Annotated in this window: 10 protein-coding genes; 4 read left to right on the top strand and 6 right to left on the bottom strand. The window is 63.1% G+C overall.

All coding sequences use genetic code 11. From position 1 onward, the window contains the following. Positions 1–562 precede the first annotated feature (562 nt). Together Q3C01_RS19340 and Q3C01_RS19335 are read left to right on the top strand one after the other, a co-directional pair. Entirely contained in the window at positions 563–1312 is a 750-nt protein-coding gene (locus Q3C01_RS19340; protein WP_458146898.1) for a transglutaminase-like cysteine peptidase, read from the top strand. Positions 1313–1624: 312 nt separating this feature from the next. Then, entirely contained in the window at positions 1625–2626 is a 1002-nt protein-coding gene (locus Q3C01_RS19335) for a lysozyme inhibitor LprI family protein (protein WP_458146897.1), read from the top strand. A 209-nt stretch (positions 2627–2835) separates the two neighbouring features. Here Q3C01_RS19335 and Q3C01_RS19330 read toward each other — a convergent pair whose 3' ends face one another. The 6 genes from Q3C01_RS19330 to Q3C01_RS19305 all read right to left on the bottom strand — a co-directional run bounded on the left by Q3C01_RS19330 (position 2836) and on the right by Q3C01_RS19305 (position 9657). Beyond that, positions 2836–4035 carry an ABC transporter substrate-binding protein gene (locus tag Q3C01_RS19330; RefSeq protein ID WP_458146896.1) on the bottom strand — a complete coding sequence of 400 codons (1200 nt, stop codon included), beginning with the start codon at positions 4033–4035 and terminating at the stop codon, positions 2836–2838. 126 nt (positions 4036–4161) lie between these two features. Next, the gene (locus tag Q3C01_RS19325) at positions 4162–6000 is read right to left on the bottom strand and encodes an AMP-dependent synthetase/ligase (RefSeq protein ID WP_458146895.1); all 1839 of its coding nucleotides are present in this window, start codon (positions 5998–6000) and stop codon (positions 4162–4164) included. 80 nt (positions 6001–6080) lie between these two features. After that, a complete protein-coding gene (locus Q3C01_RS19320) occupies positions 6081–6866 on the bottom strand; it encodes an ABC transporter ATP-binding protein (protein WP_458146894.1) in 786 nt (261 codons plus the stop codon). Positions 6867–6870: 4 nt separating this feature from the next. Continuing rightward, positions 6871–7629, bottom strand: coding sequence for an ABC transporter ATP-binding protein (locus tag Q3C01_RS19315; RefSeq protein ID WP_458146893.1), 759 nt, complete (start codon positions 7627–7629; stop codon positions 6871–6873). Then, positions 7626–8777 (bottom strand): branched-chain amino acid ABC transporter permease, encoded by a 1152-nt coding sequence (locus Q3C01_RS19310; protein WP_458146892.1) that lies wholly within the window; start codon positions 8775–8777, stop codon positions 7626–7628. The genes Q3C01_RS19315 and Q3C01_RS19310 overlap by 4 nt, the downstream gene beginning before the upstream one ends. A gap of 4 nt (positions 8778–8781) precedes the next feature. After that, positions 8782–9657, bottom strand: a complete 876-nt coding sequence (locus tag Q3C01_RS19305; protein ID WP_458146891.1) for a branched-chain amino acid ABC transporter permease — start codon at positions 9655–9657, stop codon at positions 8782–8784. Between the two features lie 263 nt (positions 9658–9920). Between Q3C01_RS19305 and Q3C01_RS19300 the strand changes: the two genes are divergently transcribed. Both Q3C01_RS19300 and Q3C01_RS19295 read left to right on the top strand, forming a co-directional pair. After that, complete coding sequence (locus Q3C01_RS19300; protein ID WP_458146890.1) at positions 9921–10673, top strand: ABC transporter ATP-binding protein; 753 nt, start codon at positions 9921–9923, stop codon at positions 10671–10673. Continuing rightward, complete coding sequence (locus Q3C01_RS19295) at positions 10670–12193, top strand: permease (protein ID WP_458146889.1); 1524 nt, start codon at positions 10670–10672, stop codon at positions 12191–12193. The genes Q3C01_RS19300 and Q3C01_RS19295 overlap by 4 nt, the downstream gene beginning before the upstream one ends. The last annotated feature ends 5 nt before the right edge of the window (positions 12194–12198 follow it).

The following is a 12198-nucleotide window of genomic DNA, read 5'->3' as shown; positions in this document are numbered from 1 at the left end:
AGTCCTTAGCGAAACCATCTATTTCTGGTCCAAATCGACGCGGCAGCGCAGCCTTAGTCGATGAGAGGCAGGACGGCGTCAGGGTAGCGGAGGTATCTTCTTGAGTATTTCGAGTATAGTTCTTGAATGTCGACGACATATCCCGCCGTTACAAGTATTCCAAAGTATTTTTACCAAGAAACCTGCTTACGAATACTTATGTCATCTTTCCGTTGCAGTGACCTGCAACATACTGTGACAAATACGGAGTTTTTACTGTCGACCTGGCCAGCACAATTGGCGAAATAAGCACGCCGTTAGCCATATGAACCAGATTCGGCAGTCGACTCAATCCGTGTCGTCAATTGGTTCCATTCCACAGCAGATTGGGGCTTCCCGAGGCTGGCCCGTAAAATTTTACCCAAACTGGCGAGACCGATTTCAGCCTGTTGCGCGGTTTTGGGCCCCCGGCCGGGCTCGTTAAGCAGAATCAAACGGCCCTCCCTCACTGTCACCGCACCAGAAACAAAGCCGGCACGTGCGGGTCAGGGGTGTCCTGCCGATGCTGGACAGGGGAAGTCAGATGGAGACCGTTGCTCACTCGCGCGCCTGGCGCGCAGTCCTGCTCTTGTGCGGATTGATCCTGTTCGGATCGGCTGCCGACCTTCGCGCCGGCACGCTGCTGTCGCCCGGGTCCGCCGTCCTCGTGCGGAAATCCGCAGAACCGTTCGGTGTGTTCGCCTTCGCGATCTCCGCAGGTCGCGTTCGCGACAAATGGTTTCACCTGAAGGACAAGCTCGACGACGAGATGGTGCAGCTCGCGCTGTGCGACGGCGACCGCGACAACTGCGTCTCGCCCGCCGCATTGAAGCTGCTCGCCATCGTCGACCAGGCGCGCAGCCGCGAGGGCCGCGCCCGCCTCGGTGAAGCCAACCGCGCCATCAATCTCGCGATCAAGGCGGCCAATGACGGCCCCGATGACGTCTGGAGCTCGCCACTCGCCACCTTCCAGCGCGGCGCCGGCGATTGCGAGGACTATGCGATCGCAAAACTCGCCGCGCTCCGCCTCGCGGGCATTGCGCCGGAGGATCTGCGCATCGTTTTCGTGCGCGACAGGCAAGTCGGCGAGGAGCATGCGGTCGCGGCCGCCAGGCTCGACGGCCACTGGCTGATGCTCGACAACCGCCGCATGGCCATGGTCGAGGATGAGGTGGCGCGGACCTATCAGCCGCTGTTCGTGCTTTATCAGTCCGCGGTGCTGAAATATGTCGACGAGCCGGCGTTTGCCGCCGCACCGGACAACAACCGCTCGGCAATGATCGCGTCGCGCTGACACCCGGCGGTGCTGCGTAGCCCGGATGGAGCGAAAGCGAAAATCCGGGACCTCACATCCGTTTGCAATCCCGGATTTCGCTTTCGCTCCATCCGGGCTACGATTCCGACGCGCACCCACACATTCACGGTTTCGCCGCACCGCACGGGAAGCTAGCATGGCGATCATGCGGGCTTCGGGGACAAGCGGAATGCGGACGTTCGTGCTGGCGATGGTTGCGGCGATGCTGCCGCTGATGTCACCCGCCCGCGCTCAGGCGCCCAATTCAGACCTTTCGATCGCCGAGAAGCTGCCGCTGTTCGTCAAGAACCATTGCGAGCGGCAGCGCGATCTGCAGGTCAGCTGTTTTGCGGGGACAGCGAACTTTCCGCAGCCGCCGAGAATCTCAGCGCGGCCATCGAGGCGCGGCTCTCCCGCCTGCCGGATCGTCTGCCTGCGATCGAGGAGAACGCGCTGTGGATCCGGCAGCGCAATCTGAGCTGCGGCATCTTCGGCCAGACCGCGGTCCGCACCGACGACATCGATCGCGTCAAGACCTGCCGGCTCAGGGAGACCGATGAGCGCGCCGCGATCCTGCGCGACCCCGATTTCGATTGCCTCGCGGCCAACACGGCGGCCGGCGCGCTGATCTGCAGCGATCCGGAGCTGGCGCTGGCGGAAGAAGAGCTGAACAGCAAGGTCCTCGGCCTGATCGGCAAGCTGACCCCGACCGAAGCCCGCTTTGCCTTCGCCGAATATGGCCGCTGGACAAGGGAGCGCGATCGCAAATGCGACCTCGTCGGCAAGGAAAACGTGCCGCCGGCCGAGCTGCCGTCCGCGCAAGGCTGTCTCGCCGAATATCTCAGCCGAAAGACCGCTGATATCCTTGGCGCCAAGGGCGATCCGAAACGTGTGTTCGGCCGCCAGATCGCTGCACGGCTGCCTGATACCGATGCCGCCGACTTCTGCGTCGCCAAGATCCATGCGGCCAATTCCTGCGGCGACTTCGTCCGCATCAGTCGCGTGTTCGCGACCGGTAGCGACGTCGGAGAGCAGGAAGCGAAGGTCACCGCGGACATCGACATGGTCGTGCTGTCACCCTTCACCACCTGCAGCCCGGTCGCATCGAGCTGCACCGGCACCTGCTGGGACCCGAGGTCCGGCAACGCACAACCGGCCGCGGCGTCCAGGCAAGGCTCCAGGGAAAGCTTCAATGTGACGCGCCGGCTCAGGATCCAGCGAACCTTCGTGTTCCAGAAAGCCGCCGATGGCTGGCGCTGCAGGGAAGACGAGCTGGCACCGGTGGAGTCCGGCGTCGCCGGCGGCGGATCGTAGGCCGCGCAGCGCCTTTTTCTTCCTTCTCCCCCTTGCGGGAGAAGGTGCCTTGCCGAAGGCAAGGCGGATGAGGGATTCTCTCCACGAACTCAATCGCGAGAGGGTCATTCGCGGAGAGAACCCCTCACCCGGCTTCGATGCTTCGCATCGAAGCCACCCTCTCCCGCAAGGGGAGAGGGTGCACCAACCGCGCGGCGAGAGCGGCCGCATCAGAACATCAGATTATCCTTCACGAGCACCCAGCGGCCGCCCTTGACCTGCTGCACCTGGGTGATGGTGTTGGCGAGGTGGTCGGTCTTGGAAAACTTCGCCGGCGGCGAGTTGAAGATGTCGAGGAATTTTTCACCTGACTCGAGCGAGTCCAGCATCTTCTGTCCCGTGAGATCCTTGCCCGCCTTCTGCGCGTAGAAGGCAAAGGTCATCACCGTGTTGTAGCCGATGATCGCCTGCGTATTGGCGTCCGAATTGAACATCTTCCTGTAGTTGGCAAGCCAGTCCTTCACCGGGCCTTTGGCGCTGTCCTCATAGGGAATCTCGAACTGGGACGCGGCATAAAGCCCATCGACGGCATCCTTGCCCAGCGTCGGCACTTCCAGCACGTTGGTCGGCGTTGCCCCCAGGAAGGTGACGTCCCAGCCGAGCTTCTTCGCCTCCGTCATCGCGCCGATGGTCTCGCGGATGACCGTGCCGAGCACCACGAGATCGCAGCCGTCCGACTTCATCTTGGCGACCTGCGCGCTGAAATCGGAGGCGCCGCGCTTGTAGCTGGTGATCGAGGCCGGCTGCACCTTCATCGCGGTGAGCTGCTGATTGAAGCCGTCGAGCACGTTTTTGCCGTACTCGTCGTCCTGGTGCATGATGCAGGGCTTCTGGAAGTTTTTCCACTCAATCATGTATTTCAGCGCGGCGCGCGTGCTCTCGACGTAAGGCAGGAGGTTGTTGAACTTCAGCCGCTCCTGCGGCTTGGCCGGATCGAACTTGAAGGTGAACTCGGCCGCGGTCAGCGGAAAGAGCTGGAGCACGCCGGCATCGAACAGCGTGTCCTGCGCAGCCAGCACCGTCGGCGAGCCCATCGGGCCGACCATCGCGAAGATCTTGTCGCGCTCGATCATTTTCTGCGTGGCGAGCACAGCCTTCTTGGGGTCGTAGCCGTTGTCCTCCAAAATCATCTTGATCTTGCGGCCGTTGATGCCGCCGGCGGCGTTGATCTCCTCGACCGCCATCTTCATGCCGTTGGAGACCGGCACGCCCCAGCCCTTGATCGGCCCCGACAGGTCCTGGTGGGTGCCGATCACGATCTCGCTTGCCGAGATGCCTTCATTGGTGACCTTGGTTTGCGCTGCGGCCGGAAGACACGTGAACGCCATCGCGCCCACCGCAAGGCCGAACGCACAGAACGATTTCGACATCGACGTCTCCTCTCTCTTCAAGGCCTGTGTTGCGCGGAGGGCATGGCCATCGCTGCTCCGCATCTCTTTTCTGCGCATGCCCCTTCCCGGAAGACCGGTTTCCACTTTTCCGGGGGCCTGCGCGCTTCAAGCCACCGCGCGCTCGCGATACATCGCGTCAATCTCGCCGGCGTAACGCTTGTTCACGAAGCTGCGCTTCAGCTTCATGGTCGGCGTCAGCTCCTCGTCCTCCGGCGTGAGCTGGCGTTCGATCAGATGGAATTTCCTGATGGTCTCGACGCGGGCGAAATGGCCGTTGACCTCTTCGATCTCGCGCCGGATCAGGTCCTGGATCTCGATCGCCCGGCACAGGCTCGCATAGTTGGTGAAGGGAATGTCGTGGTCCTGCGCAAATTTCTCGACGTTCTCCTGGTCGATCATCACGAGGCAGGTGAGATACGGCCGCTTGTCGCCGATCACGACGGCATCGGAGATGTAGGGCGAGAATTTGAGCTGGTTCTCGATCTCCGACGGCGTGATGTTCTTGCCGCCGGAGGTGATGATGATGTCCTTTATCCGGTCGGTAATCTTGACGAAGCCTTCGTTGTCGATGGTCCCGACGTCGCCGGTGTGGAGCCAGCCCCGCGTATCGATGGTCTCGGCCGTCTTTGCCGCCTGGTTCAAATAGCCCATGAACAGGAAGTCGCCCTTGATCAGGATCTCGCCGTCCGGCGAGAGGCTGACCTCACCCCAGGGCACGGCCTTGCCGACCGAGCCGAGCTTGATGCGGTCGGACGGCATCATGGTCGCAACTCCGCAATTCTCGGTCTGGCCGTAGACCTCATGCATGTCGATGCCGAGCGCGAGATACCAGCGGATCAGGTCCGGCGCGATTGGCGCCGCGCCAGTGAAGGCGATGCGGCAGCGATCCAGCCCGATCATGCGGCGGATGTTGCGGAACACCAGTCGGTAGGCGACGCGGTTCGCGATCCTGAGCGAGACGGACGGCGAGCGTCCATCGAGCCGGCAATCCGCCATGCGCAGGCCGATGTCGATGGCCCGGCGATAGACCCATTGCTGGAACGACGTCGCATCCTTGAGCGCGATCGTGATTGCGGAATAGAATTTTTCCCAGATCCGCGGCACCGCGAAGAAGATGGTCGGCTGCACCTCGCGCAGATTGTCCGGCACGGTTTCCGGGCTTTCGGCGAAATTCATCACCGAGCCGAGCGCGACCGAGATGTAGTAGCCGGCGACCCGCTCGGCGACGTGACAGAGCGGCAGGAAGATCAGCCGGTCCTCGTCTTCCCTCGCCGGAATGAAATCGTTGGCGTGCCGCATCTGATGCGTCACGCTAAGGTTGGAATGCATCGCGCCCTTGGGTGGTCCGGTCGTGCCCGAGGTGTAGACGAGAATGGCGAGATCGCTCGCGCAGCGGCTGTCGATCATCTCCTGCCAGAGCTGCTCGCGGCCGACCATGTGATTGCGGCCGAGCGCGCGAAACTCGTCGAACGACATCACCATGTCGTCGGCAAAGCCGCTCAGGCCCTCCATGTCGAACACAACGATCCTCTCGAGCGTCGGACATCGCGCGCGGCCGGCGAGGACCTTGTCGAGTTGTTCTTCGTCCTCGGCAAACATCACGCGCGTAGCGGAGTCGTTGACGAGATATTCGACCTGCGCCGGGGAATCGGTTGGATAGATGCCGGACGAGACGCCGCCCGCGCACAAGATGCCCATGTCTGCATGGATCCATTCCGGCACGGCGTTGGCGATGATGGAGGCGACGTCGCCAGGCCTGAAGCCCGAAGCATGCAGTGCGTAGGCGATCTCCGTGGAGATTTCCAGCCACGCGCGCCAGCTCGTCGGCTGCCAGATGCCGAACTGTTTCTCGCGGATCGCAGGCCTCTCCCCGCGCGTCTCCACCGCGTGCAGAAAACTCTTTGCGATCGTGTCTGCGACCGTCAGCACCGCCGGTCGAGCCATGCCATTGCCTCCTTGTCGCTTCGCCTCCGCGCGCTGCCTGCCTTGCCGTCGGTCTGTTCGTTAACGGGGAGACGCCATATTTAACGCCACGTTTTCTTCTTTTTCCAGCGCCGTTCGCCCCTGGCACCGGCTTCCTTGGCACCGAGGTAGAATTCCTGGATGTCCTGGGAATGCATCAAGCGGTCGCAGGTGTCGTTCATCACGATGCGGCCGATCTCCAGCACGTAGCCGTAATGCGCCGTCTCCAGCGCCACCTTGGCATTCTGCTCGACGAGCAGGATCGACATGCCCTGCTCCTCGTTGACGCGGCGGATGATCGTAAAGATCTCCTTCACCAGGATCGGCGAGAGCCCGAGCGATGGCTCGTCGAGCAGCAGCAGCGTCGGCTGGTTCATTAGCGCACGCCCTATCGCCAGCATCTGCTGCTCGCCGCCGGACAGCTGCCCGGCCGGCTGGTCGATGCGCTCCTTCAGCCGCGGGAAATAGCCGTAGACCCGCTCGAGATCCTCCGCAACGCCGTCGCGATCCTTGCGCGGATAGGCGCCCATCATCAGGTTCTCGCGCACGGAGAGGAAGGGAAAGACCTCGCGCCCTTCCGGCACGTGACTGAGGCCGAGCCGGACGATCTTGTCGGCCTCCATGCGCTGAATCGGCTTGCCCATGAACTCGATCGTGCCCTTCTGCGGATCGAGAATCCCCGAGATGGTCTTCAGCACCGTCGTCTTGCCCGCACCATTGGCGCCGAGCAGCGTCACGATACGGCCGCGCGGCACCTCGAGCGAGATGCCGCGGATCGCCATGATCGGTCCATAGTAGCTCTCGATATTCGAGAGCTTCAGGATGATGTCGGGCACGGCAGCGTCCATCGCGTCAGGCTCCGAGATAGGCGGCGACGACGTCGGGATGCTGCTGCACCTCGGCGGGCGAGCCCATCGCCAGCACCCGGCCGTAGTTCAGCGCAATCACACGGTCGGAGATACGGTTGACCAGCGACATGTCGTGCTCGACCATCAGCACGGTGATGCCGAGCTCGCTCTTCATGTCGCGGATCCAGAACGACATGTCGTCGGTCTCCTCGACATTCAACCCCGATGAGGGCTCGTCGAGCAGGATGAGCTTCGGCTCGGAGCAGAGCGCGCGAGCAAGCTCGATCACCTTGCGCACACCGTAGGGCAGACCTGAGATCAGCTTGTCGCGATAGGGCTCGAGATCGAGGAACTCGATCACCTGCTCGACGCGACGCCGGTGCAGCTTCTCGTTCGCGCGCACGCTCGGCAGGAACAGCAATTCTTGCCAGAGTTGCGTAGTCGAATGACGGTGGCGCCCGACCAGGAGGTTCGCAAGCACGGTCGCATTCTCGAACAGCTCGATGTTCTGGAAGGTGCGGGCGATGCCGAGCCTTGCGATGTCGTAGGGCGGCTGTTCCGTGATGTCCTGGTCCTCGAAGAAGATGCGGCCCGAGGTCGGGCGGTAGATCCGCGAGATCAGATTGAAGATCGAGCTTTTTCCTGCTCCGTTCGGCCCGATGATCGAGAGGATCTCGCCCTTCTCGACTGCGAACGAGACTGCGTCGACCGCCTTGAGGCCACCGAAATGCAGCGACAGGTTTTCGGCGCGGAAATAGCTCATCGGTTCCGCTCCGACTTCACGTAAATCTTCTGGCGCTTGAAGGTCGCTCGCTTGTAGAGCGGGAAGAGCTGGAAGAACAACTTGATCTTGAGCCAGCGGCCGTAGAGGCCGAGCGGCTCGAACAGCACGAACAGCACGATGATGATGCCGTAGATCGCGCCCTTCAGGCCGTTGAGGGAGGCGAAGGCCGCGACTTTCGACTGGACGCTCGCCGCGCTCTCGGTGCTGGCCCCCAACGTCGCGGCGACGCCCGCGATGATGCCAGGCATGTCGTCCTTGAGATACGTCAGGAACGGATCGATCATCACAATGAAGATCGCGCCCAGCACCGCACCGTGCAGGCTGAACGTGCCACCGATCAGGATCACGATGATGAACTCGATCGAGAGCTGGAGCGTGAACATCTCCGGCGATATGAAGGAGAGCTTGTGCGCGAACAGCACGCCGGCAAAACCGGTGATCGCGGCCGAGATCGCAAAGGACTTAACCTTGTAGAACGCGACATTGACGCCCATGCTGCGCGCTGCGGTCTCGGAGTCGCGGATCGCGACGAAGGCGCGCCCCGTCGGCGAGCGCAGGAGATTGAGCGTGCCGACGATGGTCAGAATCAGAACGGCGAGGCAAAGGAAATAGAACGTCGGACCGTCACGCGGCACGGCGACGCCGAGCAGCGAGAGCGGCTTGATGCGCATGCCCTCATTGCCATTGGTGACGCTTTCCCAGCGCGCCAGAATCTCCTCGACGATGAAGGCGAAGGAGATCGTGGCGATGACGAGATAGATGCCCTGGAGACGCAGCGCGGGGAAACCGACCAGCGCGCCGATCAATCCGGTCAAAACGCCTGCAGCGAGGAAGTAGACCGGGAACGGCACATTGTATTTCTGCAAGTACGCCGCCGTGTAGGCACCGATGGCGAGGAACGCGGCATGCCCGAGCGAAGCCTGTCCGGTGAAGCCGGTCAGGATCAGCAGCGCCACGCCGACGGTCGCATAGATGCAGACAAAGACCAGCTGGCTCGTCAGATAGCTGGAGAGCACGTAGGGCGCGATCAGCAGCACCGCAATCAGGAGCCCGTAGGAGACCACGTAGCCCGAATGCGGGAACAGGCGGATGTCGTCCTCATAGTCGGTCTTGAACAGAAAGCGCATGCGTTCAGACCTTCTTGCGGACGTGAAGGCCGAACAGACCCTCGGGCTTGAGCAGCAGCACTGCGAGCAGCACGATATAGGGCGCGACGTCCTTCCAGCCCTCGGGCAGATAGAAGCCGGCCATGCTCTCGATCACCCCGATCAAGACGCCGCCGACGACCGCGCCGGGTATCGAGCCGAAGCCACCGAGCACGGCGGCGGGAAAGGCTTTCAGCCCGAGCACGAGCCCGACATTGGAGTGAATGAAGGTGATCGGTGCCAGCAGCACGCCGGCGCAGGTCGCGACCGCCGCACTGATGGCCCAGACGATCGAGACGACACGCTTCACGGGAATGCCCATGTAGTAGGCCGCGAGCATGTTCTCGGAACTGGCGCGCATCGCCGTGCCGAGCGTGGTCTTGTTGAAGAACAGATAGAGCAGTGTGCAGAGGATGACCGTTGCCGCGATCACGGACAGCTTGTCATAAGCAAGCACCAGAGCGCCGATGCGCAACACACCCTGGCTGAACGGCGTCTCGATCTTGAAATCGTCGGTGCCCCAGATCATGCCGGCGATCGAGCGCAGGAAGTAGCCGAGCCCGATGGTCGCCATGATGATGGAGAATTGCGGATAGCCGAGGATCGGCCGCACCACGATGCGTTCGGCGAGCATGCCGAACAGCGCCATGGCGATCACCGCGCCGGCGAAGCCGACCCAGTAGTTCAGGCCCATCATGCCGATGAAGGTGAAGGCGAAGAAGCCGCCCAGCATCATCAGATCGCCCTGGGCGAAGTTGACGACCTCGGTTGCCTTGTAAACGAGCACGAAGCCAAGCGCGATCAGGCCGTAGACGCAGCCGAGTGCAATGCCACTGACCAGCTGCTGAACGAAGTCCAGCATCGCCGAGCATCCTCCCCGATGCTCCCCTGCGGCTCTTGGCGGCCGTCTCGTCGCATCTTGTTCCAGTCGCTACGCGATCATATGACTCGCGGAAAGCGCCATTTGCCCGGTACAATTCAGCCTGAACCGCCTAGCGCTGTCAATAAAACGAGAGACGGATGAATCCCTGCGGGATGACGGAATTTGTGGCAGGTTGATTCACCGCGCCGAAACATCTTCAGATCAAGGTCGCAAGCGATGCGAAACCGTATGGTGTGGCCGTCATGAAACCGGACAGCTCGGCGCTGAGCGTACGAGGGTTAACGAAGCGTTTTGACCGTTTGGCGGTCGATTCCCTCGATCTCACCATTCACGCCGGTGAATTCTATGCGCTGGTGGGCCCCAACGGCGCCGGCAAGACCACCACCTTGCGCATGGTTGCAGGGCTGCTGCGGCCCGATGCCGGCGCGGTGTCGATCTTCGGCATCGATGCCCTCGCCGATCCCGTGGCCGCCAAGCAGGTGATGGCCTGGGTATCGGACGAGCCGATGATTTATGACAAGCTGACGCCGCTCGAATATCTCGAATTCGTCGCCGGGCTCTGGGGCATAGCGCCCGCCCTCTCCGAACCCGTGGCGCAGGAGCTGTTGAGCTCGCTCGGCCTGGCGCCACACCGCCACGAGCGCTGCGAGGGATTTTCCAAGGGCATGCGCCAGAAGGTAGCGCTGGCCGGCGCGCTGGTCCACGACCCCCTGCTCATCATTCTCGACGAGCCGCTGACCGGCCTCGATGCCCTCTCCGCCCGCCACGTGAAGGGCCTTTTGGCGGAGCGCGTCCGCGCCGGCTGCACCGTGATCATGACCACGCATATTCTCGAGGTCGCCGAGCGCATGGCCGACCGGATCGGCGTGATCGCGTCGGGCAGCCTCGTTGCCGAAGGCACGCTCGCCGAGCTGCGCCAGCAGAACGGCCACACCGACACCAGCCTCGAGGATCTCTTCATCGCGCTGGTCACGCTGGAGGCTGCCGCCGCATGAGCTCGGCGACTGCATTGTCGTGGTTTGCCCGCCACGAGCTCCGCCTCGCCTGGCGCGAATGGCTCGCCATGATGACAGGCCAGCGCAAGCGGAAGCGCGCCGCCGTGATCGGCCTGATCGCCTTTGCGGCACTCCTGCACCTGCCTGCCTGGGCCGTGATCGGCCGCTTCGCCCGACTTCAATTGCCGCTCGACAAACCGTCGCTGATCGTGATTTCGGCAACGATCGCGCTCGCCTGGTCGTTGATGCTATCGCAGGCGATCGAATCGGTGACGCGCGTGTTTTACGCCCGCGCCGATCTCGATCTCATCATGTCGTCACCGGCAACGCTCACCAACCTATTCTCCGTGCGCATCGCCGCGATTGCGCTCGCGGTCACGATGATGGCGCTGTTGTTCTCCACGCCCTTCATCGACGTGCTGGTGATCGGCGGCGGGCCGCGATGGCTCGCGGCGTTCGGTGTGGTCGTCGCCATGGGGATGTCGGCCGCGGCCGTCGCGATCGCCGTCACGATCCTGCTGTTCCGGTTGATCGGCCCGGCGCGGACGCGATTTATCGCGCAAATCCTGGCCGCGATCATCGGTGCCGGTTTCGTCATCGCGCTCCAGATCGCCGCGATCATCTCCTACGGCACGCTGTCGCGCTTCGCGGTATTGACCTCTGATGCCACGGCCGCCTATGCGCCCGATGTCGACAGCATCCTCTGGTGGCCTGCGCGGGCGGTGATGGGCGACAGCGAGGCGCTGGCGCTGCTGCTCGCGCTCGGCCTCGTCATGCTGGGCGGCGTGATGGCGCTGTTCTCGGGGCGCTTCGCCGACACCGCAATCGATGCCGCCGCCCACGGGAGATCCGGCCGCCGCACCACGCGCGAGCGGCCTTTCCGCGCTGGCTCGCGTGCCCAGGCGCTGCGGCGCAAGGAATTCATGCTGCTGTGGCGCGATCCCTGGCTGATCTCGCAGACGTTGATGCAACTGCTTTATCTCGTGCCGCCCGCACTCCTGTTGTGGCGGAGCTTTGCCGACAGCTCTGCGGCGCTGATGCTGATCACGCCCGTCATCGTGATGGCGGCCGGACAGCTTGCCGGCGGTCTCGCCTGGCTGACGATTTCGGGCGAGGACGCCCCCGACCTCGTCGCGACCGCCCCGCTGTCGCCCTCGCACGTCATCCGCGCCAAGATCGAGGTCGTGCTGATCGCGATCGCCGTGATCTTCGCTCCGCTGATCGCAGCGCTTGGATTTGCCTCGCCGCTCCAGGCGGCGATCACGGCAGGTGCGATCATCGTCAGTGCGGCGTCCGCCACAGCGATCCAGCTCTGGTTCCGCGTGCAAGCCCGGCGCAGCCAATTCCGCCGCCGGCAGACCTCGTCGCGCCTTGCGACCTTCGCGGAGGCCTTTTCCTCGATCGGCTGGGCGGCAACCGCCGCGCTACTGCTCGCGCTTCCTCTCGCCGGCGTCGTCAGCGGCCTGATCACCGCGGGCCTCGTCGCCGTCACCTGGAAGTTCAGCCCGCGGCGGGAGTGAAGGGA

Source organism: Bradyrhizobium sp. UFLA05-109 (assembly GCF_054185165.1).
Note: the sequence above shows the minus strand (reverse complement) of the source record. Positions and strands in the feature narration are given on the sequence as shown.

Coding starts and splice junctions, on each gene's coding strand:
- Q3C01_RS19340 (WP_458146898.1), top strand. CDS start 563: ATGGAGACCGTTGCTCACTCGCGCGCCTGGCGCGCAGTCCTGCTCTTG.
- Q3C01_RS19330 (WP_458146896.1), bottom strand. CDS start 4,035: ATGTCGAAATCGTTCTGTGCGTTCGGCCTTGCGGTGGGCGCGATGGCG.
- Q3C01_RS19325 (WP_458146895.1), bottom strand. CDS start 6,000: ATGGCTCGACCGGCGGTGCTGACGGTCGCAGACACGATCGCAAAGAGT.
- Q3C01_RS19320 (WP_458146894.1), bottom strand. CDS start 6,866: ATGGACGCTGCCGTGCCCGACATCATCCTGAAGCTCTCGAATATCGAG.
- Q3C01_RS19315 (WP_458146893.1), bottom strand. CDS start 7,629: ATGAGCTATTTCCGCGCCGAAAACCTGTCGCTGCATTTCGGTGGCCTC.
- Q3C01_RS19310 (WP_458146892.1), bottom strand. CDS start 8,777: ATGCGCTTTCTGTTCAAGACCGACTATGAGGACGACATCCGCCTGTTC.
- Q3C01_RS19305 (WP_458146891.1), bottom strand. CDS start 9,657: ATGCTGGACTTCGTTCAGCAGCTGGTCAGTGGCATTGCACTCGGCTGC.
- Q3C01_RS19300 (WP_458146890.1), top strand. CDS start 9,921: ATGAAACCGGACAGCTCGGCGCTGAGCGTACGAGGGTTAACGAAGCGT.
- Q3C01_RS19295 (WP_458146889.1), top strand. CDS start 10,670: ATGAGCTCGGCGACTGCATTGTCGTGGTTTGCCCGCCACGAGCTCCGC.